The following is a 24,267-nucleotide window of genomic DNA, read 5'->3' as shown; positions in this document are numbered from 1 at the left end:
GCGCGCGGGTTCACGAAGGGCGGATTCACTCGGCGGCCGGCCGGTGGGACAGGAAGTCGGCGATGGCCGCGACGAAGCGGTCGCCGTAGGCCTCCCGCTTGCGCTCGCCGACGCCGTGCACCGAGCGCAGCGCCCAGAGGTCCACGGGCTTTGCCCGCGCCATCTCGATGAGGGTGCGGTCGGGGAAGACCATGAAGGCGGCGATCCCCTCGGCGCGGGCGATGGTGGCGCGCAGGCCCCGCAGGTGCTGGAACAGCGCCTCGTCGGCGGGATCGAGGCCGAGAGCCTCGTCGTCCCGCGCCCCCGACCGGCGGCGGTCGCGGGGTTCGGCCGCCTTCGGCTCCGGATCGGGCCGGAGCTGGATCGGCTCGCGGCCGAACAGGATCGCCTCGCCCTTCTCGGTCATCGTCAGGCCGCCGTAGCCGTCCGCGTTCTCGGCCACCGCGCCCGCGGCGAAGAGCTGGCGCAGGATCGCCCGCCAGGCCGCGACGGGCTTGTCCGCGCCGACCCCGAAGGTCTTGAGCCCGGTATGGCCGTTGCGGCGGATCTGCTCCGATTCCTTGCCGCCCACCACGTCGCAGACGTAGGCCGCGCCGAAACGCTGGCCGGTCCGCACGATCGCGGAGAGCACCTTCTGGGCCGCCACCGTGCCGTCGACGAGGGTCACCCCGCTGCGGCAGAGGTCGCAGCGGCCGCAGGGGCCGCTGGCCTCGCCGAAATAGGACAGGAGCGACTGGCGCCGGCAGGTGGCGCCCTCGCAGAGGGCGATCATCGCCTCGAGCTTGCGGCGCTCGACCCGGCGGCGGGCATCCGGCACCTCCTTCTCGTCGATCTGGCGGCGGCGCAGCGCCATGTCGTCGAGGCCGTAGATGGTGAGCGTGTCGGCCGGCAGGCCGTCGCGGCCGGCGCGGCCGATCTCCTGGTAGTAGCCCTCGACGTTCGAGGGCATGTCGGCGTGGCAGACGAAGCGCACGTCGGGCTTGTTGATGCCCATGCCGAAGGCGACGGTGGCGGTCATCACCACCCCGTCCTCCTGCAGGAACGTGTCCTGGTTGCGCATCCGCGTGCCCTGGTCGAGGCCGGCGTGGTAGGGCAGGGCGTTGAAGCCGTCCCGGGCCAGGCTCTCGGCGAGCTGTTCCGTGCGCTTGCGGGACGAGCAGTAGATGATCCCGCTCTCGGCCCGGCGGTGCTTCAGGAAGCGCTCAATCTGGCGGGTCGGGTTGTCCTTCGGCACGAAGGTGAGGCGGATGTTCGGGCGGTCGAAGGAGTGCACGAAGGTGCGCGCCTCCCGCCCCGCCGGGAACAGCCGCTCGGCGATGTCGGTCCGGGTCGCCTCGTCGGCGGTGGCGGTCAGCGCCACGGTCTGGACGTTGCCGAGCGCCTCGCGGGCCCGGGCGATGTCCCGGTACTCCGGCCGGAAATCGTGCCCCCACTGGGAGACGCAATGGGCCTCGTCGACGGCGAGCCGGCGCACGCCGGCACCGCGCAGGGCCTCCATGCAGCCGTCCATGAGCAGGCGCTCGGGCGAGACGAACAGGAGGCGCAGCTCGCCCGCGCGGATCTTGCGCCAGGCCTCGCGGGAGGCGGACTCGGGCACCGTCGAGTTGAGGGTGGCGGCCGCGACGCCGAAGCCCAGCATCTGCTGCACCTGGTCGTGCATCAGCGCGATGAGCGGCGAGACCACGACGGTGAGGCTCTCCTCCACGAGCGCCGGGAGCTGGTAGGTCATCGACTTGCCGGAGCCCGTGGGCATCACGGCGAAGACATCCGCCCCGTCGAGCACGGCGCCGATCACCTCGGCCTGACCGGGCCTGAAATCGTCGTACCCGAAGGTGGTCTGGAGGGCGGCGCGGGCCTCGGCGAAGCGTGAGGGCATTGCGGGCTCTCGGGGTCTCTTGAGGAACGCCCTGGGGCTTTCGGGCTAGGACTAAATGGCTCGGCGGCTTGCGCGGGCGCCGCGCGACGCCTACCCTAGCGCCTGGACGCGAGGCTTGCAGCCATGTCTCTGCACATCGAGAGCGAGGAGATCGACCGGCTCGCCGAACGGCTCGCCTCGGCCGCGCAGGTCGACGTGACCGAGGCGGTGCGTATGGCGCTCGCCAACGAGTTGCAACGGCGCGAAGCGTCGCTGGCCGGGTTCCTCGAGAAGATCCGGCCGCTTCAGGAACGCTTGGCGGCCACGCCGGAAACCGGGCTCGCGGCCGACAAGGCCTTCTACGACAGCCTGAACGACGAGTGATGTTCGTCGACGCATCCGCGATTGTCGCCATCCTGATGCGCGAGGCGGGCTTCGAGGCGCTCGCGGACAGGCTGCGCCTCTGCGCTAACCCCTTCACCAAGGCCATCGCCGTCTACGAGGCCGTGCTCGCGGTCTCGCGCAGGACGGGCAATTTCAGCGAGGCCGAAGCCGTCGTCCGGGCCTTCCTGGGAACAAGCCGAATCGCTCTGACGCCCGTCGGCGAGGCGGAGGGCGTCGCGGCCCTCGCCGCGTTCGCACGCTACGGCAAAGGTCAGGGGCATCCCGCCCAGCTCAACCTGGGCGACTGCTTCGCCTACGCCTGCGCGCGTGTCCGAGGCGTGCCGCTGCTCTACGTCGGCAACGACTTCGCGATGACCGATCTGGCGTCCGTGTAGGCGCGAGGGGCGGCCCTCACGCGTCGTTCGGCACGATCCGCCCCTCCGCCACCCGCACCACGTCCGCCCGACCGGCGAGCTCGGCGAACAGCGCCGGGTCGGCGCCGGTCATCCAGACCTGGCTCGGCAGGGCCTCCAGCGCGTCGAACAGGCCGGCGCGGCGGCGCGGGTCGAGGTGGGCCGCGACCTCGTCGAGGAGGATCAGCGGCGCGATGCCGCTCATCGCCTGGACGAGGCGGGCGTGCGCCAGGACGAGGCCGATCAGCAGGGCCTTCTGCTCGCCCGTCGAGGCGGTGGCGGCCGGCACGTCCTTGGGCCCGTGGCGGACCACGAGGTCGGTGGTCTGCGGCCCCGTCAGGGTACGCCCGGCCGCGCGGTCGCGGTGGCGCCCCTGCGCGAGGGCGAGGCGGAAGCGGTCTTCGGCCTCGATGGCCGGCCACACGGCGACGAGGTCGTCGAGGTCGCCCTCCAGGCGCACGCCGGCCCACGGGAAGGGCTGCGCGTCGTCCCGCGTCGCGGCGATCAGCCGGTCGAGGCGCTCCACGGTCTCGCGGCGGGCGAGCGCCACCGCGACGCCGAGCTCGGCCACCTCGCGCTCCACCGCGTCGAGCCACTGGCCGTCCGGCGCACGGTCCTCGAGGAGCCGGTTGCGGGAGCGCAGGGCCCGCTCCATCGCGCCGACGCGGGCGCCGTGGGTGGCGTCCACCGCCAGCACCAGCCGGTCGAGGAAGCGGCGGCGGTCGCCGGCCGGGCCACGGAACAGGCCGTCGAGGTCGGGGGTGAGCCAGACGACGCGCAGGAACTCCGCGAAGGCCACGGGCGAGCCGACCGTGGCGCCGTCGATCCGGCACAGCCGGCTCGCGCGCCCGTCGTAGCCCGGCGGCTCGGCGCCGGTGCCGAGGCGGTGCTCGTCCGCCTCGCCCGCGAGCGTCGCCGATACCGCGAAGCCGCCCGCCCCGCCCTCGCGGGCCATCACGGAGAGGTCCGCGCGGCGCAGGCCGCGCCCCGGCGAGAACAGGGAGATCGCCTCGAGGAGGTTGGTCTTGCCCGCCCCGTTCTCGCCGACCAGCGCCACGAAGCGACGCCCGACCCCGAGGTCGAGGTCGGCGTGGTTGCGGAAGTCGCGGGCGATCAGGCGGGTGACGCGGAGGCCGCCGGGATCGGGTGTCTCCGGCGAGGGCCCGGCGCTGTTCAACGCAGGGGCGTCCTCACACCCGCATCGGCATCAGCACGTAGAGCGCGGGCGCCCCGTCCCGATCCTGGATCAGCGTCGGCGAGCCGGGGTCGGCAAGGCGGAACAGGGCGGTGTCGCCCTCGAGCTGGCTCGTGATGTCGAGTAGGTAGCGGGCGTTGAAGCCGATATCGAGGCCCCCCGCCTCGTAGTCGACGTCGAGCTCCTCCGTGGCGCTGCCCGAGTCCGGGTTGTTCACCGAGAGGGCGAGGCGCCCCTCGGAGAGCCCGAGCTTCACGGCGCGGCCCCGCTCGGAGGAGATGGTGGAGACGCGGTCCACGGCCTTGGCGAAGGCCTCGCGCTCCACCGTCAGGCGCTTGTCGTTGCCGGTGGGGATGACGCGCTGGTAGTCCGGGAAGGTGCCGTCGATCAGCTTGGAGATCAGCGTCACGCCGCTCGCGAACTGCAGGCGGATCTTGGCGGGCGACAGCTCCACCGCGACGCTCTCGCCGCCGTCGTCCACGAGCTTCTGGATCTCGGCCACCGCCTTGCGGGGCACGATGATCCCCGGCATCCCCCGGCTGCCCTCCGGCGCGTCGAGCTCGACGCGGGCGAGGCGGTGCCCGTCGGTGGCCACCGCCCGCATCTTCAGCCCGCCCTCGGCCTCGATCGTGTGCAGGTAGATGCCGTTCAGGTAGTAGCGCGTCTCCTCCGTCGAGATCGCGAACTGCGTCTTGTCGATCAGGCGCTTGAGGTCGGCCGCCGCGAGCGCGAAGCGGTGGGGCAGCTCGCCCGCGGCGAGGTCGGGGAAGTCGCCCTCGGGCAGCGCCCCGAGGGAGAAGCGCGAGCGGCCCGAGCGGATCGTCATCTGGCCGGCATCGCCGCCCGTCTCCAGCGAGACCTGGGCGCCGTCGGGGAGCTTGCGCACGATGTCGTAGATCACGTGGGCGGGCACGGTGGTGGCGCCGCCGTCCACCACGTCGGCCGGGATCGTCTCGGTCACCTCGATGTCGAGGTCGGTCGCCTTGAGCTGGAGGCCGCCCTCGGCGGCGCGCAGGAGCACGTTCGAGAGGATCGGGATCGTGTTGCGCCGCTCGACGACGCGGTGCACGTGGCCGAGCGACCGAAGGAGGGCCGCGCGCTCGACAGTGACTCTCATCGCAATGAACTCTGGTCTCGGAAGGGGAGGCTGCCGCGGCCGGCAGCCTCGGGGCCTGCTCGCTATCCTGGCCGGCCAGCTTGGCGAAGGGCCGGCGCGAACGCAAGGGCGGGCAAGAGGCGGTGGGACCGATGGTGGAACCGGCGGGGGACGGGCGGGCCCGTCCCCTGTCCTGAACGGCCGAGGCCGGGGTCCTAGTCCTGCAGCATCCGCTTCAGGAGCTCGACCTCGTCGCCCAGCACCGCGTCCTCGCCGATCAGCTTCTCGATCTTGCGCACCGCGTGCAGCACCGTGGTGTGGTCGCGCCCGCCGAAGCGGCGGCCGATCTCGGGCAGGGAGCGCAGCGTCAGCACCTTCGAGAGGTACATGGCGATCTGGCGCGGCTTCACGACCGCGGCCGTGCGCCGCTCCGAGAGGATGTCCGAGCGCGAGACGTTGTAGCGGGAGGCCACCAGCTTCTGGATGTCCTCGATCTTGATGCGCTTCGGCTCGCGGTTCTTCACGAGGTCGCGGATCGCGGTCTCGGCGGTCTCCATCGTCACGGCGGTGCCCGTGAGGGTGGCGTGGGCGAGGAGCCGGTTCACGGCGCCTTCGAGGTCGCGGCCGTTCGCGGTGATCGCCTTGGCGACGTAGGCGGCGACGCTCGGCGAGACGTCGAAGTTCGGGTGCGAGGCCCGCACGGCGGCCAGGCGCGCGGATAGGATCGAGGTGCGCAGCTGCTCGTCGAGGCTGCCGATCTCGACCACGAGGCCGCCGGCGAGGCGCGAGCGCACGCGCTCCTCCAGCGCTTCGAGCTCGGTCGGCGGCCGGTCGGAGGCGACGACGACCTGGCGGCCCGCGTCGATCAGGGCGTTGATGGTGTGGCCGAACTCGGCCTGGATCGACTTGCCCTGGATGAACTGCACGTCGTCGAGGATCAGCAGGTCGATCGCCCGCAGGCGCTCCTTGAAGGCCAGCGCGTTCTGGGTCTTCAGTGCGTTGACGAAGCCGTACATGAAGCGGTCGGCGGTGAGGTAGATCACCCGGCGGCCGGCCTCGCGGGCCGCGTGGCCGATGCCGTGCAGGAGGTGGGTCTTACCGAGGCCGACGCCGGCATGGAGGTAGAGCGGGTTGTAGAGGGCGCCCTCGCCCTCGTGCCGGGAGACGCGCTCGGCCGCCGCGTGCGCCAGGGCGTTCGAGCGTCCGACCACGAAGCTCGCGAAGGTCAGCCGGACGTCGAGCGGCGCGCCGCCGAGCTCCCCGCCGATCTCGGACCGGGCGGCGTCCGCATCCCCCATCGGCACGGGCGTCGGAACCTGCGCGCTCGCGGCGTGGATGCGGGCGAGGGGGGCGCTCGTCGGGTTGGGCTTCGGGGCGCCCGCCACCGCGGGCCGCGGCGGGGCGGAGGGCCCGCGCACGCCCACCTCGATGCGGGCGATGGTCTCGACCTCGCTCCGGAAGGTGTTGAGCACCCGGTCGAGGTAGTGCGACTCGATCCAGCTCTTGAGGAAGCGGGTCGGCACGGTGAGCCGGGCGGTGCCGGCGCTCACCTCCTCGAGCTCCAGGCGGGCGAACCAGCTCGCGAACACGTCCTCGCCGAGCTCGGCGCGCAGGCGCCGCTTGACCCGGGCCCAGGCGGCCGCCGGGTCCGAGCCCCCGGAACCGTTCCGCCCACCATCGCCGTCCGCAACGCTGCCGTCGACACGCATACTGGCTCTCCTCGCGTCGAGGACGGCGGACCGTCGGATCGGCGCGTACGCAAACGCTAACTACCTCGCGGCCCCGCCCGAACACCCTGCGAGACCGACATCACCGGGAGAGTCAACCCACTCGAACCCGGCTTTTTGGGATCGAGCGAGGCTATCAACAATTCGCTACGGTTCTCCTAACAGTGGGACTTGCGGGGAAAGGCCAGGATCGGTCCCACGGCGCGCCGGGAACGACAAAGCGAGTCGAGCCACGGGCCTGAACTTGCAGGCGATTCGCGACGCGCCGCAGCCGTCTGTCGATTGACTGAATTCCGGTGAGGTTTTGTTAAGCTACACACGGCCGTGCGAATCGGCAACGCGGGCAAGCTCTCCGCAGCCTTAACGAAGTGTGGAGACGTGTGGGTAGCGGGCACGGCCGCCGCGGGCGATGGGCCCCGAACGCGAAAAAGCCCGGCGCGGGGGCCGGGCTTTTTCCGAAACGACGTAGGAGCGTGGGATCAGGCGGCAGCGGCCGCGCCGATGGCCTTCACGCGGGCGGCGAGGCGGGACACCTTCCGCGAGGCGTTGTTCTTGTGCACGATGCCGTGCTGAGCGGCCCGCATGATCTCCGGCTCGGCGGCGCGGAGCGCGGTGAGCGCCGTCTCGGAATTGCCGGTGGCGATGGCCTCCTCGACCTTGCGGACGAAGGTGCGCATGCGGGAGCGGCGCGAGCGGTTGATCGCCGTGCGCTTGGCGATCTTGCGGGTCATCTTCTTGGCCGACACGGTGTTGGCCATGGGCATCCTCGTCTCGTCGGGCGATGCCGATGCTCTCCCTCGGACGGGATGTCGGTCAACGCGTGCAGGTTATCGGGCAATGCGAGGCCAGGGGCACGCGCGGAGCGCGCCCTCGGCGGAGCGGGCTCTATAGCGAGGTGCCCCCGAGTCGTCAACGCGGACGCTCCCCGAGCGGCCCGATCGGGCAAGCCGCTTGATCGGACGGGCGAGGCGCCGGAAAGATCCGGCTCCGGGCTGGGAGATGGCGATGACGGGCGGGAGCGACGGAAGCGAGGCGGACCGGCGGGCCCGCCACCGGCCGGCCCCGGGGATGGAGACGCCGCGGTTCTCGGGCGTCGCGAGCTTCATGCGCCTGCCCGTGCTCGACCTCGCCGCGGCCGCGGGCGCGGTGGAGATCGGCCTCGTCGGGATCCCCTTCGACGGCGCCACCACGAACCGGCCCGGGGCGCGGCTGGGGCCGCGGGCGGTGCGCGAGGCCTCGACGGGCACCCGCATGGTCAACCACGCCACCGGCATCGCGCCCTACGACCTCGCGGCCTGCGCCGACCTCGGGGACGTGCCCGTGAACCCGATCGACGCCGCCGAGACCTGCCGGCGGATCGAGGGGTTCCACGCAGGGCTTCGCACGGCCGGCATCGTGCCGCTCTCGGTCGGCGGGGACCATCTCGTCAGCTACCCCGTGCTGCGGGCGCTGGGGGCGGGCCGGCCGCTCGGCCTCGTCCACATCGACGCCCACAGCGACACGGACGACGCGCAGTACGACGGCACCCGCCTGACCCACGGCACGCCCTTCCGCCGGGCGATCGAGGACGGGGTGCTGGATCCGCGCCGCACCGTGCAGATCGGCATCCGCGGCAGCATGGATTCGGCCGACGAGCGGGACTGGGCCTGCGCGCAGGGCGTCCGCATCCTCACCATGGAGGAGACGGCGGCCCGCGGCCTGCCCGAGATCGTCGCGGAGGCGCGGGCGATCGTGGGGGAGGGGCCCGCTTACCTCAGCTTCGACATCGATGCCCTCGACCCCGCCTACGCGCCCGGGACCGGCACCCCGGAGATCGGCGGCCTCACAACACGCGAGGCGCTCTACCTCGTGCGGGCCCTGCGCGGCCTCGACCTCGTGGGGGCGGACCTCGTCGAGGTGGCGCCGCCCCTCGACGCGGGCGGCATCACGGCGCTCGCGGGCGGCACGCTGCTGTTCGAGATCCTGTGCCTCCTCGCCGACGCTGTGGCCCGCCGGCGCGGGGCCGCCTGAGGCGCCGCTCAGGCGGCCGCGCCCCAGTCGCCCGTGCCTGCGAGGAAGGGCGAGGCGTCGAGGAAGCGCCAGCGGAAGGGCATCGCGCCCCGCCGCCGCCAGCCCCGGCGGACCCGGAACCGCCACGAGCGGCGGGCGCCCGCGAAGCCCGCCGCCTCGGCGCCGCTCCAGTCGATCATCGCCTCGCCCTGGAGGACAAGGAGGTCGCCGGTCTCGAAGTCCGGGACGAGCAGCGCGGCGCGCGGCTCGCCCAGGAGGTTGCCGAGGGTGTTGAAGTAGCGGTTGCCGCTGAAGTCGGGGATCGTCAGCACGTCGCCGTCGATCCGCACGAAGCCGGGCCGGCCGCCCCGATGCGAGATGTCGGCGCCGCCACCCGGCCCCACGCCCTCCCGCGCGCGGCTCGCCACGAAGAGGGTGTCGGCGCCCCCGATCAGCGCCCGCGCGGCGTCGTCGAGGGCGGCGAGCGGCTCCGTCGGACGGGCCGCGCGCGCCAGAGGCTCGACGGACCGGCGCTGGATGTACTTGGGGCAGTTGCCGAAGCTCTGGCGGACCGCGACCGTGAAGCCGCCGGCGTCGCGCGCCGCGATCCGGCCGTTGGCGCGGTTGCGCCGGCGGGTGGCGAGGTCGAGCCCGAGGAACCCGATCTCGGCGCCCACCGCGAAGGCCGGCGCCGCCGGGTTGTCGGCGGCCGGCAGGGCCGAGACCCGCAGCGTATGGGCGTCGGGGGCGGCGATGAAGCCAGGGGCGCCCGCGAGCAGCGTCGCGGTGGGGGCCCCGTCCGCGTCGACCGCGCCGGCGAAGAGGTAGGGCAGGCCCGCGAAGAAGGTCCGGTGCTGCTCGGGCATCGCGGTGCGGATGGCGGGCGTGTCGCCGATCACGCCGTCGCCCAGCGCCTGGGCGGCGACCTCGTCGGCGTGGAAGGAGGGCTCGTCCATGGCGGCCTCACGCGGCGTCGGGGTGGGGGGAGGCCGGCATCGGCACGAAGCCCGGCAGGGCCTCGATGCGGGCGATCCAGGCCCGGATGGCCGGATAGGGCGCGAGCGGGACCCCGCCCTCCGGCGCGTGCGCCACGTAGCTGTAACAGGCGATGTCGGCGATGGTCGGATGGGCTGCCGCGAGGTAGGCGCGGCCCTTCAGGTGCGCATCCATGAAGCCAAGGATGCGCGCGGCGGTCGCCTCGACGGCGCCGCGCTCGGCCTTCGCGCCGAACACCACCATCAGGCGGGCCAGCGCCGGGCCGTAGCGCACCTCGCCGGCCGCGAGCGAGAGCCAGCGCTGGACCTGCGCCGCCGCCTCGGGCGCCTCGGGCAGCCAGTCGCTGCCGGGCGCGTAGCGCCGGGCGAGGTAGACCAGGATGGCGTTGCTGTCCGGCACGACCACGTCGCCGTCCTGCAGCACCGGGATCTGTCCGAGGGGGTTCAGCCGGCGGAACGCCTCGGACCCGCGGGCGGGGCCCGCGCTCTCGACGAAGCGGAAGGGCAGGCCGAGGAGCGACAGGAACAGCTCCGCGCGGTGCGAGTGGCCGGACAGCCGCAGGCCGTAGAGGGTGAGGGCGGGTTCGGTGGCGAGGTCGGTCATGGGGGTCTCCCGTGGAAGACGCCCAAGATATTCTTGCCCGGCGCGCGCAAAATCCGCCAGGATCGAACGACAGCCTTTCGGTTTCCGGAATGATCGGATGGACCGGCTCGACGAACTGGCGATCTTCGTGGCGATCGTCGACCAGGGCAGCCTCGCGGCGGCAGCCCGGCGCCTGCGGCGCTCGGCCCCCGCCGTCACCCGGGCGCTCGCGAGCCTCGAGGACCGGGTCGGCACGCGCCTCGTGGAGCGGACCACGCGCCGCCTCGCGCCGACCCAGGCCGGGCGGGACCTCGCGGAGCGGGCGCGCGCGCTGCTGGCGGACTACGCGGGCGCCGTGTCCGGCCTGTCCGACGCGCCGGTCCGGGGCCTGCTGCGGGTCACCGCCCCGATCCAGTTCGGGCGGCTCCACGTCGCGCCGGTGGTCGCGAGCTTCCTCGACGCGCATCCGCAAGCGCAGGTCGAGCTCGTTCTCGCCGACCGCAACCTCGACCTGATCGAGGAGGGCCTCGACGTCGCCCTGCGCATCGGCCACCTGTCCGATTCGAGCCTCGTCGCCCGCCGGGTCGGCACGGTGCGGCGCCTCCTCGTGGCGAGCCCCGCCTATCTCGAACGCCGCGGCGCCCCGGAGAGCCCGGCCGATCTCGCGGGGCACGAGACGATCTTCGGCGCCCCCCGCACGGACGCCCGGGAATGGCGCTTCGGGACTGAGGGACGGGGCTCCGTGGTGCGGCTCGCGCCACGGCTCCTCGTCAACGAGGTGGAGGCGCAGCTCATCGCCGCCCGGGCCGGGCGGGGCATCGCGCGGGTGCTGTCCTACCAGGCCGCGGCGGACCTCGCGGCGGGCCGGCTGGTGCGCCTGCTGCAGGCCCACGAGCCGCCGCCGATCCCCGTGCAGCTCGTCACCGGCGGGGGCGCGCACCGGCCCGCCAAGGCGACGGCCTTCCTCGACCACGCCACCGAGGCCCTGCGGCGGCTGCCGGTGATCCGCGAGGCCTGAGGCGGGCGAGCGCGGCCTCAAGGCTCGGCGATCAGCTCCTTGATGCGCGAGGCCAGCGTCTCGAGAACGAACGGCTTGGTGAGGACCTGCATCCCGGGCCGCAGGTAGCCGTTCCCCAGCACCGCGTTCTCGGCGTAGCCGGTGATGAACAGGACCTTCAGGTCCGGCCGCCGCTCGCGGCCGGCATCGGCCATCTGGCGGCCGTTCATGCCGCCGGGCAGGCCCACATCGGTGACGAGGAGGTCGATGCGCACGTCCGATTGCAGCACCTTGAGGCCCGCCGCGCTGTCGGCCGCCTCGATCGCCGTGTAGCCGAGGTCTTCCAGCACCTCGGTCACCAGCATGCGCACCGAGGGCTCGTCGTCCACGATGAGCACCGTCTCGCCCTGCCCGGCGCGCTCGACCTCGGAGAGGCGGCGCGCCACGTCGTCCGGGTCGGCCTCGCCGTAGTGGCGCGGCAGGTAGAGGCAGACCGTCGTGCCCTCGCCGACCTCCGAGTAGATCCGCACCTGCCCGCCGGACTGGCGGGCGAAGCCGTAGACCATGGATAGCCCGAGCCCGGTGCCCTCGCCGAGGGGCTTCGTGGTGAAGAACGGCTCGAACACCTTGTCCATGAGGTCCGGGCTCATGCCGATGCCGGTGTCGGTGACGCAGACGCTGAGGTACTGGCCCTGCGGCATGTCGTGCTGGCGGGCGCCGGCCTCGTCGATCCACTTGTTGGCGGTCTCGATGGTGATGCGTCCGCCGTCCGGCATGGCATCGCGGGCGTTGATGCAGAGGTTGAGGAGCGCGTTCTCCAGCTGGCCCGGGTCGATCAGGGCCGGCCAGAGGCCCGCGAGCCCCACCACCTCCAAGGTGATCGCCGGGCCCACCGTGCGCCGGATGAGCTCCTCCATGTCCGCCACGAGCCGGTTCACGTTCGTGGGCTTCGGGTCGAGGGTCTGGCGGCGCGAGAAGGCCAGGAGGCGGTGGGTGAGCGCGGCCGCGCGCTTGGCCGCGCCCTGCGCCACCGTCATGTAGCGGTCGATGTCCCCGAGCCGCCCCTGCAGCATCCGGGTCTGCATCAGTTCGAGCGAGCCGGAGATGCCCGCGAGCAGGTTGTTGAAGTCGTGCGCGAGCCCCCCCGTGAGCTGGCCGACCGCCTCCATCTTCTGGGACTGGCGCAGGGCTTCCTCGGTCTTGGCCAGCGCCTCGGCCTGGGCCTTCACCTCGGTCACGTCGCGCACGGAGGCGTAGATCAGGCCGTCGCGCGGGACCGCGTTCCAGGACAGCCAGACGTAGCCGCCGTCCCTGTGGCGGTAGCGGTTCTCGAAGGTGAGCTGCGCCTCGCCGCGGGCGAGGCCGCTCGCCGCCGCGAGGGTCGCCGCCACGTCCTCCGGATGCACGAAATCCAGGAAGGGCCGCGCCCGCATCTCGGCCTCGGACCAGCCGAGCGTCGCCGGCCAGGCCGGGTTGAGGCTGATGAAGTAGCCGTCGAAGTTCGCGACGCAGAGGAGGTCCGAGGAGGCCTGCCAGACCTGGTCGCGCTCGGCGGTCCGGGCGGCGACCTGGCGCTCGAGGTCGGCCTCCGTCTGCTTGCGGGCGGTCACGTCCTGCACGAAGACGTGGTAGCCGTCGACGCGGCCGGCATTGGTCCGGCGGGGCAGGTAGCGGATCTCGGCGATGCGCTGCCGCCCGTCGCGGTGCGGCCAGGGCAGCTCGAAGGTCACGGCCTCGCCCGCGAGCGCCCGGTCCATGAACGGCTTGCGGGCGGCGTAGGCCTCCGGGCCGAGGAGGACCCGGACGTCCTGCCCCACCACCGCCTCGGCGGGCACCGAGAACCAGTCGTCGTAGGCCTTGTTGGCGAAGCGGTAGACGTGGTCCTCGCCGATGAAGGAGATCAGGACCGGGAGCGCGTCCGTGATGAGGCGCAGCTCGCGCTCGCCGGCCTCCGCCCGCTGCTCGACGCGGCGGCGCTCGGTGATGTCCGAGAAGAAGATGGCGACGCGGTGCGCCGCCGGGTCGCCGGTCCGCAGCGCCCGCACGTCGAACCAGCGCCCGAACACCTCGGCGTAGTGCTCGAGGTGCGCGGGCTCGCCCGTCAGCGCGACGCGGCCGTAGACGTCGAACCAGTGCTGCTCGAGGTTCGGCGCGAACTCGCTCACCCACTTGCCGGCGACGTCGGCGCCGGTCTGCCGCACGAAGGCGGGGTTGGCCTCGACGATGCGGTAGTCGACGGCGCGCTCGCCCTCGAACTTCATCGCGATGATGCAGAACCCCACCTCGATGCTCTCGAACAGGGTCCGGTAGCGCGCTTCGTTCTCCCGCAGGGCGACCTCGGCGTGGGTGCGCTCGGTGACGTCGTGGCCCTCGACGAAGATGCCGCCGACCGAGCCGCGCGCGTCCGCGATCGGCTGGAACACGAAGTCGACGTAGCGCTCGTCGATCGGGCCGTCGGGCACCGGCTGCACGTTGTAGCGCGCGCCCGTCGCCGCATGGGGCCGGCCGGTGCGGTAGACCTCGTCGAGCAGGTCGACGTAGCCCTGGGCCGCCGCATCCGGCAGGGCCTCCGCCACGGGGCTGCCGATCACGTCGCGGTGGCCGATGAGCCGCTGGTAGGCGGCATTCGTCAGCGAGAAGCGGTGCTCGCGCCCGCTCAGGAGGGCGATGAAGCCCGGCGCCTGGTCGAACATCTGCGCGAGGGAGGCCGACTGGGCGCGCAGGTGGCGCACCTCGGCTTCGAGGTCTTCGCGGGACAGGGTTGCGGGGTCCGTGGCAGGCGCGGCGTGCATGGCCCCCCGACTAAACCACGATCGCGCCGGGCGCGAGAACTTGCAGGCCCCGCCCCCGGGCGAAGGCCCCTCAGCGGGGCAGCATGCCCCCGAACCGCTCGATGAGGCGACGGGCCACCTCGTCCTTGTCGAGGGTCGGCCAGGTCTCGACCGCGCCGTCGCGGGTGAGGAGGTGGACGGTATTGCGCGCACCCCCCATCACGCCGCCCGCCGCCGAGACGTCGTTGGCGACGAGGAGGTCGCAGCCCTTGCGGGCGATCTTGGCCCGGGCGTGCTCCAGCACCGCGTCGGTCTCGGCCGCGAAGCCGACGACGAGGGGCGGCCGCCCCTCGGTGCGGTGCGCGACGGTGGCCAGGATGTCGGGGTTCTCGGCGAGCGCCAGCGGCGCCGGGGCGAGGCCGTCCTTCTTGATCTTGCCGGCGCCGGCCGCCGCCGGGCGCCAGTCCGCGACGGCGGCGGCGAACACCGCGATCTCGGCCGGCAGCGCCGCCTCCACCGCCACCAGCATCTCCCGCGCGGTCTCGACCCGCACCACCGTGACGCCGGCGGGATCGGGGATCGCGACCGGGCCCGACACGAGGGTGACGCGGGCGCCGGCCTCGGCCGCCGCCGCCGCGATGGCGTGCCCCTGCCGGCCGGAGGAGCGGTTGGCGAGGTAGCGCACGGGATCGATCGGCTCGTGCGTCGGCCCGGAGGTGACGAGGACGTGGCGCCCCGCCAGAGCCCCCCGCTTGGTCCGCCCCGCCAGGAAGCCGATGCCGCCGGCCCCGTCCTCCGCGAGGAGCGCCGCGACGGCGTCCGCGATCTCGGCGGGCTCGGCCATGCGTCCCGGCCCGGTCTCCGCCTCCGCCATGGCGCCCTCGTTCGGGCCGACGACGCGCACGCCGTCGCCCCGCAGGGTCGCGAGGTTGCGCTGCGTCGCCGGGTGCAGCCACATCCGCACGTTCATGGCCGGCGCGATCAGGATCGGCAGCGTGGTGGCGAGAAGCACCGTCGAGGCGAGGTCGGGGGCGTGTCCACCGGCGAGGCGCGCCATCAGGTTGGCGGTGGCAGGCGCCACCACCACCGCGTCGGCGTCGCGGGCGAGCTTGATGTGGCCGATATCGGCCTCATCCGCCCGGTCGAACAGGTCCGTGTGGGCCCGCTCCCCGGCGAGCGAGGCGGCGGCGAGCGGCGTCACGAATTCCTGCGCCCCTTGCGTCAGGACGGGGCGAACCCGGGCCCCGCGCTCCCGCAGCCGGCGGATCAGGTCCAGGGACTTGTAGGCCGCGATGCCCCCGCCGATGACGAGGAGGATGCGGCGGTCGGCGAGCGGGCGGTCCATGGCAGGATCCTACCGGAACGCCATCACGAGCGCACCGATGGCGATGGCCCACAGGGCCGCCGTCGACCAGATCGCCCGGCGGCGTTCGTTGCGGGCGGCCCGTTCCAGGCGGTGGGCGTCGCCGCTGCCGGATTCGTCGAGGCGCACCAGGATCCGCTTCAGGCGCTGAGCGAGGTCGGGCACGTCGGCCACCACCTCGGCGATGGTCAGCGCCGCCCGGCCCGCCTGCTCGACGCGGCCGATCGGCCCGAGGTTGCGGGCGATCCAGGTCCGCACCACCGGCTCGGCGCCGGTCCACATGTCGAGCTGGGGATCCAGCGAGCGGGCGACGCCTTCCACCACCACCATGGTCTTCTGCAGCATCACCAGCTCGGTGCGCGTGCTCATGTCGAACAGCGCCGTCACGTCGAACAGCAGGGTGAGCACCTTCGCCATCGAGATCTCGTCGGCGCGGCGCTGGTGGATCGGCTCGCCGATCGCGCGGATCGCCTGGGCGAAGTCGTCGACGGAGTGGTGGCGCGGCACGTAGCCGGCCTCGAAGTGGACCTGCGCCACCCGCCGGTAGTCGCGCAGGATGAAGCCGAGCAGGATCTCGGCGAGGAAGCGCCGCTCCAGCACACCGAGCCGGCCCATGATGCCAAAATCCACCGCGACGAGGCGGCCTTCCGCGTCCACGAACAGGTTGCCCTGGTGCATGTCGGCGTGGAAGAACCCGTCGCGGATCGCCTGGCGCAGGAACGACTGGATGACCTCGCGCCCGACCGCGCGGGGGTCGTGCCCGGCCGCCGCGATGGCGGCCTGGTCGCTGAGGCGGATGCCGTCGATCCACTCGCTCGACAGCACGTCCCGGGCGGTGAGCTCCCATTCGGGCTTGGGCACCCGGAAGCCGTGGTCGTCGCGGGTGTTCTGGGCGAGTTCGGACGCGGCGGCGGCCTCGAGCCGGAAGTCCATCTCCATGGTCACCGAGCGGGCGAGGATCTCGACCACCTCCCGGGGGCGTAGGCGCTCGGCCTGGGGCGAGAGCGCGTGGACGACGCGGGCCATGAAGCGCATCGCCTGCAGGTCGCGCTGGAAGCGCTCGCGCACCCCGGGACGCATGATCTTGACGGCGAGCGTCCGCTGCGTGCCGTCCGCGTCCAGCACGGTGGCCTTGTGGACCTGCGCGATCGAGGCCGCGGCGATCGGCTCGCTGAAGCTCGCGAACAGTTCGCGGATCGGCTTGTCGAAGGCCGCCTCCACCACCCGGATGGCCTGGCCCTGCGGGAAGGGGGGCACCCGGTCCTGCAGGCGCTCCAGGTCGCGGGCCGCCCGCATGCCGACGATGTCGGGGCGCGTCGCCAGGAACTGGCCGAACTTGACGTAGGAGGGCCCGAGCCGCGTCAGCGCCGCGGAGAGCCGGGCCGCCCCGTCGCCGAGGCCCGGCCGCTCCAGCATCCGCCCCAGCTTCAGGGCGAGGCGCAGGTGCGGCGGCAGCTGCGAGGGGTCCATGAAGGACAGCCCGCCCTCGCGGGCGAGGACGAAGCCCACATGGGCCCCGCGGGCGAGATGGAAGACCGCGCCGAGCACCCCCTACGAGACCTTCCAGCCGGAATGGACCGCGACGATCCCGCCGGACAGGAGACGGTGGGTGACGTGGCGGAAGCCCGCCGCCTCGATCATCCCCGCGAAGCTGCCGGGCGAGGGGAATTTGCGGATCGACTCGACGAGGTAGCGGTAGGATTCCGCGTCGCCCGCCACCCGGGCGCCGATCCGCGGGATCACGTGGAACGAGTAGGCGTCGTAGATCCGGTCGAGCACCGGCAGGTCGACCTTCGAGAATTCGAGGCAGAGGAAGCGGCCGCCGGGGCGCAGCACCCGGCGGGCCTCGGCCAGCGCGCGGTCGATGCGGGGCACGTTCCGGATGCCGAAGGCGATCGTGTAGGCGTCGAAGGAGGCGGGCGGCAGCGGCAGGCTCTCGGCGTTGCCGGTGACGAAGTCGATCCGCCCGTCGTAGCGCCCGGCCGCCCGCTCGGCGCCGACCCGCAGCATGCTCTCGTTGATGTCGAGGACGGTGACGCGGGTGTCCGGATGCGCGTCGGGCCCGGCGGCGTCGAGGATCCGGAAGGCGACGTCCCCGGTGCCGCCGGCCACGTCGAGGTGGTGGAAGGGCCGGCTGCGGGAGGGGCGCAGCATCGAGACGACCTGTGCCTTCCAGGCCCTGTGGAGCCCCGCCGACATCAGGTCGTTCATGAGGTCGTAGCGGCGGGCGACGGACCGGAAGACGTCGTCGACGCGGCCCTGCTTCTCGGCGAGCGCCACGCGCTCGAAGCCGAAATCCGTGGTCCCGTCGTTCGAAGGCGCGCCCATGCCGTCCATCCGTTGCCCCGCCTTGGGCTCTGACCTGGGCTCTTAAAGGAGGCCGGCGCGAACCGCCATCGGCAGCCCCTGCGACCCCGCGCCCGGATTGCACGAGGGCCGCAGCGGGGCGATATCGGCGGGGACGCTGTCCACACATCAGATCCCGCGCGATGCCCGAGCTTCCCGAGGTCGAGACCGTCCGGCGCGGCCTCGCGCCGGCCCTGGTCGGCGCCCGCTTCAGCCGCGTCACGCTCCGCCGCCCGAACCTGCGCTTTCCCTTCCCCGAGAATTTTCGCGAGCGCCTCGAGGGCCGCACGGTCACGGACCTGAACCGCCGCGCCAAGTACCTCGCGGCCGGGCTCGATTCCGGCGAGACCCTGATCATGCACCTCGGCATGAGCGGGCGCTTCGACGTGGCGCTGGCGGACGGTCGGAACCTGTCGCCGGGCGACTTCTACCTCGAAGGCGCGCAGGGGCGGCCCAAGCACGACCACGTCGTCATGGCGATGGGGAACGGCGCCACCGTCACCTACAACGACGTGCGCCGCTTCGGCTTCATGGACCTCGTGCCGACGGACGGGCTCGCGACCTGCCGCCACTTCGCGGGCATGGGCATCGAGCCCCTCGGCCCCGAGCTGACCGGAGAAGCGATCGCCCGCCTGTTCCGCCACCGCATCACGCCGCTCAAGGCCGCGCTTCTCGACCAGCGCCTGATCGCGGGGCTCGGCAACATCTACGTCTGCGAGGCCCTGCACCGGGCGGGCCTCCACCCCGAGACCCCGTCCGGCACGCTGGCGCGGGCGGACGGGCGGCCCACGCCCCAGGCGAAGCGCCTCGCCGGGGTGATCCGCGACGTGCTCACCGAGGCGGTGGCGGCGGGCGGCTCGACGCTGCGCGACTACGCCCACACGGACGGCAGCGCCGGCGCCTTCCAGCACGCCTTCCGGGTCTACGACCGCACCGGCGAGCCCTGCCCGGCCCCGGGCTGCGGCGGCATCGTGGCCCGGATGGTGCAGGCCGGCCGCTCGACCTTCTACTGCGCCGCCTGCCAGCCGCCCGCCCGGCGCTGAGGCTGCTCACGCGCGCGGCAATTTCGCCACAAACCGGCTTAAGGTGCTGAATGCGCGACCGGCTCCGGCGCGCGCCGCGCGAGCCTGTCCCGGCGCTCCCCCCGATCCGGGCGGGCGGCGACGGGGCCGGGCCGCGGGCCGGGGCACGCGAGCCCGAGCAGGATTTCGATGTTCTTCCGCAGACGCAAGACGCCCGCGCCGACGCCGATCACCTCGGACGAGCCCCTGCTGCCCCACCGGCTCTCCCCGCGCTCGCCCGGCGAGGCGATCAAGCCGACCGCGGCGCCGCAGCCGCCCGAGCAGCCGGAGCGCGAGCGCGGCGGCCTCCTCGCCACGATCAGCGGCCTCTTCACCTTCGCGGTCGTGATCGCCATCGGCGCGATGATCGGGCTCACCCTGTTCCAGCGGCAGGTGCAGGAGCCCGGCCCGCTGCCGGCCGACAAGGTCGTCGTGATCCCGACCCGCAGCGGCACCGGCGAGATCGCCGAGATCCTCAGCCGCGAGGGCGTGATCGGCCATACGGGCCTGTTCGAGTTCGCCGCCCGCTTCGGGGGCAAGCCGCCGCTGAAGGCCGGCGAGTACAACTTCAAGGCCCATGCGAGCATCAACGAGGCCATCGACACGATGACCTCCGGCCGCCAGGTCCAGCACGCCATCACCTTCCCGGAGGGGCTGACCAGCGAGCAGATCGTGGTCCGCCTCAACGAGAACGACGTGCTCACCGGCGAGGTCGGCGAGATCCCGGCCGAGGGCTCGCTCCTGCCCGACACCTACAAGTTCGAGCGCGGCGCCACCCGGCAGCAGATCGTCAACCTGATGAAGGCGAAGCAGCGCGAGGTGCTGAACCAGATCTGGCTGCGCCGCAGCGCCGACGTCCCCGTGCGCACGCCGGCCGAGATGGTGACGCTGGCCTCGATCGTGGAGAAGGAGACCGGCCGCGCCGACGAGCGACCGCGCGTTGCCGGCGTGTTCGTCAACCGCCTCAACAAGCGCATGCGCCTGCAATCCGACCCGACCATCGTCTACGGGCTGGTGGGCGGCCGCGGCACCCTCGGGCGCGGCATCCAGCGCTCCGAGATCGAGCGGGCCACCCCCTACAACACCTACGTGATCGAGGGCCTGCCGCCGGGGCCGATCGCCAACCCGGGCCGCGCGGCGCTCGAGGCGGTGGCGAACCCCTCCCGCACCAAGGACCTCTACTTCGTGGCCGACGGCACCGGCGGCCACGCCTTCGCGGATTCCCTCGAAGGCCACCAGAAGAACGTCGCCCGCTGGCGGCAGGTCGAGAAGACCCGCCAGAGCGCACCGACGCCCGATGCCGGCGGCGTGGACAAGGTCGATCCCGGCGCCGACACGACGGCCCCCGGCCGCGCCTCGGCCTACGCGCCGGGCAACAACGCGGCCTTCGCGTTCGACGGCGCGGGCCCCGCCAGGGGCCGCGGCTTCGACGCCTCCGAGGGCACCCGCCTCGATCCCCTGCGCAACAAGACCTTCGATCTCGGCTCGCCCAAGACCGTGCCGGTGCTGCGCCAGCCCTGACGGGGGCAGGCCCCGCATCGCCCATCCGCCCCGTTCCGTGCTACTGCGCTGGGCCCACGACGACGAGGGCGCCAGCACGATGATCGCGAGCATGACCGGGTTCGCCCGGGTCACCGGCACCAGCGGGCCGGTGCAATGGGCCTGGGAGGTCCGCAGCGTCAACGGGCGCGGGCTCGACGTGCGGGTGCGGGTGCCCGGCGGCTACGACGGCGTCGGCGAGGTCGCGCGCACCGCCCTGCAGAAGACGCTCGCCCGCGGCCAGTGCCAGCTCTCCCTCAACCTGACCCGGCCGGAGACCGCCGCGCGCGTGCGGATCAACGAGGCGTTGCTCGCGAGCCTCGCGGCCTCCGTGGCCCGCGTGCCGCGCCCCGAGGGCCTGGGTCCCGCGACGCTCGACGGGCTCCTGTCCCTGCGCGGCGTCGTCGAGACCGAGGAGGAGGCGGCGCCCGAGGCCGATTCCCTCGCCCGCGACCTCGCCGAGGGCGTGGTGCGCCTCGTCGCCGACCTCGTCGAGGCGCGCCGCGCCGAGGGCCGCCAGCTCGAGGAGATCATCCGCGGCCAGATCGATGCGATGGCCACGCTGACCGAGGCCGCCGAGGAATGCCCGGCCCGCAAGCCGGAGGCGGTGCGGGCGCGGCTCGCCGCCAGCGTCGCGAGCCTGATCGAGGCCGGCAACCTCGACGCCGGTCGGCTGCACCAGGAGGCGGTGCTGCTCGCCGCCAAGGCCGACGTGCGCGAGGAGCTCGACCGGCTGCGGGCGCACCTCGCCTCGGCGCGCGACCTCCTCGCGGGGGGCGGGGCGATCGGGCGGCGGCTCGACTTCCTGGCGCAGGAGCTCGGGCGCGAGGCCAACACCCTCTGCGCCAAGGCCAACGACATCAGCCTGTCGCGGATCGGACTCGACTTGAAGGCCGTGGTGGAGCAATTCCGCGAGCAGGTCCAGAACGTCGAGTAGCCCGCAGGGAGCCACAGTCGAGCGCGCATGAGCAACGCCATCGAAACCGCGCCCGGGCCCGCGGGCCAGCCGGCCATCGCCCGCCGCGGGCTGATCCTGATCCTGTCCTCGCCCTCCGGCGCCGGCAAGACCACGCTCACCCGCGCCATCGCGCAGGACGGCGGCTGGGGCCTCGACCTGTCGATCTCGGTGACCACCCGGGCGCGCCGCCCTTCCGAGATCGACGGCCGCCACTACCACTTCATCGACCGCGAGGCCTTCGAGGACCTGCGCGACCGCGACGACCTGCTCGAATGGGCGGAGGTGCACGGCAACTTCTACGGCACGCCGCGACGGCCCGTGGAGCGGGTGCTCGCAAGCGGCCGCGACATGATCTTCGACATCGACTACCAGGGCACCCGGCAGGTCCGCGCGAAGCTCGCCGAGGACGTGGTGACCGTCTTCATCCTGCCGCCGAGCCTCGCGGAGCTGCGCCAGCGCCTGGAGCGCCGGGCGGAGGATTCGCCCGCCACCATCGAGAAGCGCCTCGCCAACGCCCGCAGCGAGATCCAGCGCTGGGTCGAGTACGATTACGTCATCGTCAACGACGACCTCCAGAACGCCTTCAGGGCCCTGCAGGGCATCCTGGCGGCCGAGCGCCTGAGGCGCACCCGCCGCACCGGCCTCGGCGCCTTCGTCGAAGGGCTTCTCGGCGAGGAGCGGGCCGGCTGACGGTTCGACCGGCGCCCGGTCCCGGCCGCAGGCACATCCGCCCTTAACCCTTCCGCGCCTAAGGTCCGGCCGCCGATGAGGGCGGAGGAGGACGGCGTTGGCAACGCGGGCAGGCGCCATCGAAGCCCCCGTGCCCCGGAGCGCCGCTCCGGGCAGCGCTGCGCTGCCGTCGTCCGGAACGCTGCCGCGGGCTTGGCGGGGAACGCTGCCGCGGGCTTGGCGGCGAACGCTGCCGCGGACTTGGCCGGTCCTCGCGCTCCTCGGCCTCGCCCTGCTGCCCGTGCTGGCGACGCCGGTCCCCGCGATGGTGGACTATCCGAACCACCTCGCCCGCATGTACCTCCTCGCCCGCGACGGTGGGCCGGAGGCGCACCCGCTCTACCGCGTCGCCTGGGCGCTCTACCCGAACCTCGCCATGGACCTGATCGTGCCGGCGCTGGCGCGGCTCGTCGGCGTCGAGGCGGCGGCCCGGTGGTTCCTCGTGGCGAGCCAGATCCTCGTGGTGAGCGGCGCCGTGGCGATCGAGGTGGCGGTGAAGGGCCGGCACGCGCTCTCGGGCTACGCGGGCGTGCTGATGCTCTACAGCCTGCCCTTCGCCTGGGGCTTCGTGAACTTCGAGTTCGGCCTCGGGCTGGCGCTCTGGGGCATCGCGCTCTGGCTGCGCCTCGGCCCGCGGATGCCGTGGCTGCGCCTCGCGGCCCATGCGGGCTTCGTGGTGCTGCTGGCCGCCGCGCACCTGTTCGCCCTCGGGCTCTACGGCTTCACCCTCGGCGTGCACGAGCTGTGGCGCGCGCGCGCGGCGCGGCCGGGCCGGCGCGCCGTCCTCGCGGCCGTCGCGACGCTGGCGGGGCCGGCGCTCTTGGTGCTCGGCCTGATGCGGTTGGGCGGCGGAAGCGTCGGCGGGGCCGGCAGCACCTGGCACCTCGACCTCAAGGCGCTCTGGCCGTTCCTCGCGCTCAACGGCTACAGCGCCGCGCTCTCCGGCCTCGGCGGCATCGCGCTCCTCTGCCTCGGCGCGGCGCTCGCCCGGCGGGGCGCCCTGCTGCTGACGGGGCCGGGCCCCTGGCTCGCCGCGGCCTTCGCGGCGCTCTACGCCGCCATGCCGTGGATGCTCCTCGATACGGCCTTCGTCGATATCCGGGTGATCGTCGCCGCGACGCTCATCCTGCCGGCCTTCCTCACCGTGACCTTCCCCGACCGGCGCTGGCAGCGCGCGGCGGGCGCCCTCGTGGTGGGGCTGACGCTCGCGAGCATCGCCACTACGGCGGCGGTCTGGACCTCGTACCGGGACGACTTCGCCGGGCTGACCCGGGCCTTCGCGCGGATGGAGCCGGGGGCGCGCCTCCTCATCGGGCACAGCGGCGAGGCCCTCGACCCGCCGCTCGCCGACCTCGCCGGCTATCCGATCTACCACGCGCCCGTGCTGGCGGTGGCCTACGCCGACGCCTTCGTGCCGACCCTGTTCACGGCGACCGGCAAGCAGCCCATCGCGGCGGGGCCGCGCGACGCGGGCCTGGCGCTGCCTTACGGCGGACCGGTGCCGGTCGCCCGGCTCGTCGCCCTCGCGCAGGGTCCGGCGCCCGCCGGGACCCCGGCCTTCCTGCGGAACTGGCTCGCGGATTACGCCTACCTGTGCGTCGTCGGCCCACCCGCGCCGAACCCGCTGCCCGCCCGCCTCGCGGCGGTGGCCGCGGGTCCCCGCTTCACGCTGTACCGGGTGCGTCCGGAGCTGCGCTGAGACTCCCGGGCGCGGCGCAGAGCCAGTCGCGCATCGCCTCGAAGGTGGCGATCCCGGCGCGGAGCGTCGCCTCGGGGTCGCTGCCGGCGTCGAGCCGCCTCCGGAAGGCCGCCCACATGGCGGCGCTGTCGCGGCCGTGCGCGCGGTAATAGGCGAGGCCCTCGGCCGACAGCCCGTGCAGGCGGCCGATATGCGCGCCGATGACGAGACCGCCGAGCGTCGAGCCCTCCAGCACGTAGAGCGCGCCCATCGCCGCGGCCGGTCCCTCGGCGAGGATCGCCTCCGGCCGGGGCAGGGCGGCGGCAGCGTCCAGCGGCAGGCCGAGGTGGCGCAGATCCGCTTCGAGGCGATGGAGCCGGCGGCGCGGACCGAAGAAAGGCTCGTCCGCGAGGCCGGCGTCGATCGCCGGCTCGTAGACCGCGTGGAAGCCGTAGAGCCGGGCGAGGAGGGCGCGGTAGCCCGCGCGCGTCGCGACCCGCGCCCGCCAGTCGAGGTCGCGCTCCAGCGCGGCGTGGGCCGGCGCCGTCGCGGCGCGCAGGCGCTCGTGCAGGGATGGTCCGGTCAAGC

General features: G+C 73.5%; 21 protein-coding genes. 9 read left to right on the top strand and 12 right to left on the bottom strand.

Going from position 1 to position 24,267, the window contains the following annotated elements; translation table 11 throughout:
• Window positions 1-25 precede the first annotated feature (25 nt).
• Window positions 26-1,876 (bottom strand): DNA helicase RecQ, encoded by a 1,851-nt coding sequence (recQ, locus tag ACLBXP_RS22510; RefSeq protein ID WP_447670057.1) that lies wholly within the window; start codon window positions 1,874-1,876, stop codon window positions 26-28.
• 123 nt (window positions 1,877-1,999) lie between these two features.
• Between recQ and ACLBXP_RS22505 the strand changes: the two genes are divergently transcribed.
• Window positions 2,000-2,239, top strand: coding sequence for a type II toxin-antitoxin system VapB family antitoxin (locus ACLBXP_RS22505; RefSeq protein ID WP_447670056.1), 240 nt, complete (start codon window positions 2,000-2,002; stop codon window positions 2,237-2,239).
• A complete protein-coding gene (locus tag ACLBXP_RS22500; protein WP_447670055.1) occupies window positions 2,239-2,634 on the top strand; it encodes a type II toxin-antitoxin system VapC family toxin in 396 nt (131 codons plus the stop codon). Before ACLBXP_RS22505 ends, ACLBXP_RS22500 begins: the two co-directional genes overlap by 1 nt.
• 16 nt (window positions 2,635-2,650) lie before the next feature.
• On the opposite strand, the gene recF is transcribed toward ACLBXP_RS22500, so the two are convergent.
• The 4 genes from recF to rpsT all read right to left on the bottom strand — a co-directional run bounded on the left by recF (window position 2,651) and on the right by rpsT (window position 7,428).
• A complete protein-coding gene (gene recF, locus ACLBXP_RS22495) occupies window positions 2,651-3,829 on the bottom strand; it encodes a DNA replication/repair protein RecF (RefSeq protein ID WP_447670054.1) in 1,179 nt (392 codons plus the stop codon).
• A gap of 13 nt (window positions 3,830-3,842) precedes the next feature.
• Entirely contained in the window at window positions 3,843-4,964 is a 1,122-nt protein-coding gene (gene dnaN, locus ACLBXP_RS22490; RefSeq protein ID WP_447670053.1) for a DNA polymerase III subunit beta, read from the bottom strand.
• Window positions 4,965-5,158: 194 nt separating this feature from the next.
• Window positions 5,159-6,652, bottom strand: coding sequence for a chromosomal replication initiator protein DnaA (gene dnaA, locus ACLBXP_RS22485; RefSeq protein ID WP_447670052.1), 1,494 nt, complete (start codon window positions 6,650-6,652; stop codon window positions 5,159-5,161).
• A gap of 497 nt (window positions 6,653-7,149) precedes the next feature.
• Complete coding sequence (rpsT, locus tag ACLBXP_RS22480) at window positions 7,150-7,428, bottom strand: 30S ribosomal protein S20 (protein ID WP_447670051.1); 279 nt, start codon at window positions 7,426-7,428, stop codon at window positions 7,150-7,152.
• A 247-nt stretch (window positions 7,429-7,675) separates the two neighbouring features.
• On the opposite strand from rpsT, the gene speB reads away from it, so the two are divergent.
• Window positions 7,676-8,680: an agmatinase gene (gene speB, locus ACLBXP_RS22475; RefSeq protein WP_447670050.1), complete on the top strand. Its 1,005-nt coding sequence runs from the start codon at window positions 7,676-7,678 to the stop codon at window positions 8,678-8,680.
• A gap of 8 nt (window positions 8,681-8,688) precedes the next feature.
• Here the strand turns inward: speB and ACLBXP_RS22470 are convergent, their stop codons facing one another.
• The gene (locus tag ACLBXP_RS22470; protein ID WP_447670049.1) at window positions 8,689-9,615 is read right to left on the bottom strand and encodes a pyridoxamine 5'-phosphate oxidase family protein; all 927 of its coding nucleotides are present in this window, start codon (window positions 9,613-9,615) and stop codon (window positions 8,689-8,691) included.
• Window positions 9,616-9,622: 7 nt separating this feature from the next.
• Window positions 9,623-10,258, bottom strand: coding sequence for a glutathione S-transferase family protein (locus ACLBXP_RS22465; RefSeq protein WP_447670048.1), 636 nt, complete (start codon window positions 10,256-10,258; stop codon window positions 9,623-9,625).
• Between the two features lie 97 nt (window positions 10,259-10,355).
• Between ACLBXP_RS22465 and ACLBXP_RS22460 the strand changes: the two genes are divergently transcribed.
• Complete coding sequence (locus tag ACLBXP_RS22460) at window positions 10,356-11,255, top strand: LysR family transcriptional regulator (protein ID WP_447670047.1); 900 nt, start codon at window positions 10,356-10,358, stop codon at window positions 11,253-11,255.
• A 17-nt stretch (window positions 11,256-11,272) separates the two neighbouring features.
• On the opposite strand, the gene ACLBXP_RS22455 is transcribed toward ACLBXP_RS22460, so the two are convergent.
• The 4 genes from ACLBXP_RS22455 to ubiE all read right to left on the bottom strand — a co-directional run bounded on the left by ACLBXP_RS22455 (window position 11,273) and on the right by ubiE (window position 17,705).
• Entirely contained in the window at window positions 11,273-14,026 is a 2,754-nt protein-coding gene (locus ACLBXP_RS22455) for a PAS domain-containing protein (protein ID WP_447670046.1), read from the bottom strand.
• Window positions 14,027-14,096: 70 nt separating this feature from the next.
• Window positions 14,097-15,350, bottom strand: coding sequence for a bifunctional phosphopantothenoylcysteine decarboxylase/phosphopantothenate--cysteine ligase CoaBC (coaBC, locus tag ACLBXP_RS22450; RefSeq protein WP_447670045.1), 1,254 nt, complete (start codon window positions 15,348-15,350; stop codon window positions 14,097-14,099).
• A gap of 9 nt (window positions 15,351-15,359) precedes the next feature.
• Window positions 15,360-16,916, bottom strand: a complete 1,557-nt coding sequence (ubiB, locus tag ACLBXP_RS22445) for a 2-polyprenylphenol 6-hydroxylase (RefSeq protein ID WP_447670044.1) — start codon at window positions 16,914-16,916, stop codon at window positions 15,360-15,362.
• Between the two features lie 3 nt (window positions 16,917-16,919).
• Window positions 16,920-17,705, bottom strand: coding sequence for a bifunctional demethylmenaquinone methyltransferase/2-methoxy-6-polyprenyl-1,4-benzoquinol methylase UbiE (gene ubiE, locus ACLBXP_RS22440; protein WP_447670043.1), 786 nt, complete (start codon window positions 17,703-17,705; stop codon window positions 16,920-16,922).
• A 152-nt stretch (window positions 17,706-17,857) separates the two neighbouring features.
• Between ubiE and mutM the strand changes: the two genes are divergently transcribed.
• From mutM to ACLBXP_RS22415, 5 genes are all read left to right on the top strand, one after another.
• Window positions 17,858-18,757, top strand: coding sequence for a bifunctional DNA-formamidopyrimidine glycosylase/DNA-(apurinic or apyrimidinic site) lyase (mutM, locus tag ACLBXP_RS22435; protein ID WP_447670042.1), 900 nt, complete (start codon window positions 17,858-17,860; stop codon window positions 18,755-18,757).
• A 168-nt stretch (window positions 18,758-18,925) separates the two neighbouring features.
• On the top strand, window positions 18,926-20,296 hold the full coding sequence (gene mltG, locus ACLBXP_RS22430; RefSeq protein ID WP_447670041.1) for an endolytic transglycosylase MltG: 1,371 nt from the start codon (window positions 18,926-18,928) through the stop codon (window positions 20,294-20,296).
• 91 nt (window positions 20,297-20,387) lie between these two features.
• Window positions 20,388-21,251 carry a YicC/YloC family endoribonuclease gene (locus tag ACLBXP_RS22425; RefSeq protein ID WP_447670040.1) on the top strand — a complete coding sequence of 288 codons (864 nt, stop codon included), beginning with the start codon at window positions 20,388-20,390 and terminating at the stop codon, window positions 21,249-21,251.
• Between the two features lie 27 nt (window positions 21,252-21,278).
• Complete coding sequence (gene gmk / locus ACLBXP_RS22420) at window positions 21,279-21,962, top strand: guanylate kinase (RefSeq protein ID WP_447670039.1); 684 nt, start codon at window positions 21,279-21,281, stop codon at window positions 21,960-21,962.
• A 97-nt stretch (window positions 21,963-22,059) separates the two neighbouring features.
• Complete coding sequence (locus tag ACLBXP_RS22415; RefSeq protein ID WP_447670038.1) at window positions 22,060-23,700, top strand: hypothetical protein; 1,641 nt, start codon at window positions 22,060-22,062, stop codon at window positions 23,698-23,700.
• Here ACLBXP_RS22415 and ACLBXP_RS22410 read toward each other — a convergent pair.
• Entirely contained in the window at window positions 23,666-24,265 is a 600-nt protein-coding gene (locus ACLBXP_RS22410) for a biliverdin-producing heme oxygenase (RefSeq protein ID WP_447670037.1), read from the bottom strand. The genes ACLBXP_RS22415 and ACLBXP_RS22410 overlap by 35 nt on opposite strands.
• Window positions 24,266-24,267 lie beyond the last annotated feature (2 nt).

It is taken from the genome of Methylobacterium sp. A54F, assembly GCF_053346035.1.
This window is presented reverse-complemented; position numbering and strand designations above follow the sequence as displayed.

Coding starts and splice junctions, on each gene's coding strand:
- coaBC (WP_447670045.1), bottom strand. CDS start 15,350: ATGGACCGCCCGCTCGCCGACCGCCGCATCCTCCTCGTCATCGGCGGG.
- speB (WP_447670050.1), top strand. CDS start 7,676: ATGACGGGCGGGAGCGACGGAAGCGAGGCGGACCGGCGGGCCCGCCAC.
- rpsT (WP_447670051.1), bottom strand. CDS start 7,428: ATGGCCAACACCGTGTCGGCCAAGAAGATGACCCGCAAGATCGCCAAG.
- ubiE (WP_447670043.1), bottom strand. CDS start 17,705: ATGGACGGCATGGGCGCGCCTTCGAACGACGGGACCACGGATTTCGGC.
- ACLBXP_RS22465 (WP_447670048.1), bottom strand. CDS start 10,258: ATGACCGACCTCGCCACCGAACCCGCCCTCACCCTCTACGGCCTGCGG.
- dnaN (WP_447670053.1), bottom strand. CDS start 4,964: ATGAGAGTCACTGTCGAGCGCGCGGCCCTCCTTCGGTCGCTCGGCCAC.
- ACLBXP_RS22505 (WP_447670056.1), top strand. CDS start 2,000: ATGTCTCTGCACATCGAGAGCGAGGAGATCGACCGGCTCGCCGAACGG.
- ACLBXP_RS22500 (WP_447670055.1), top strand. CDS start 2,239: ATGTTCGTCGACGCATCCGCGATTGTCGCCATCCTGATGCGCGAGGCG.
- recQ (WP_447670057.1), bottom strand. CDS start 1,876: ATGCCCTCACGCTTCGCCGAGGCCCGCGCCGCCCTCCAGACCACCTTC.
- ACLBXP_RS22455 (WP_447670046.1), bottom strand. CDS start 14,026: ATGCACGCCGCGCCTGCCACGGACCCCGCAACCCTGTCCCGCGAAGAC.
- ACLBXP_RS22470 (WP_447670049.1), bottom strand. CDS start 9,615: ATGGACGAGCCCTCCTTCCACGCCGACGAGGTCGCCGCCCAGGCGCTG.
- dnaA (WP_447670052.1), bottom strand. CDS start 6,652: ATGCGTGTCGACGGCAGCGTTGCGGACGGCGATGGTGGGCGGAACGGT.
- mltG (WP_447670041.1), top strand. CDS start 18,926: ATGTTCTTCCGCAGACGCAAGACGCCCGCGCCGACGCCGATCACCTCG.
- gmk (WP_447670039.1), top strand. CDS start 21,279: ATGAGCAACGCCATCGAAACCGCGCCCGGGCCCGCGGGCCAGCCGGCC.
- ACLBXP_RS22460 (WP_447670047.1), top strand. CDS start 10,356: ATGGACCGGCTCGACGAACTGGCGATCTTCGTGGCGATCGTCGACCAG.
- mutM (WP_447670042.1), top strand. CDS start 17,858: ATGCCCGAGCTTCCCGAGGTCGAGACCGTCCGGCGCGGCCTCGCGCCG.
- ACLBXP_RS22425 (WP_447670040.1), top strand. CDS start 20,388: ATGACCGGGTTCGCCCGGGTCACCGGCACCAGCGGGCCGGTGCAATGG.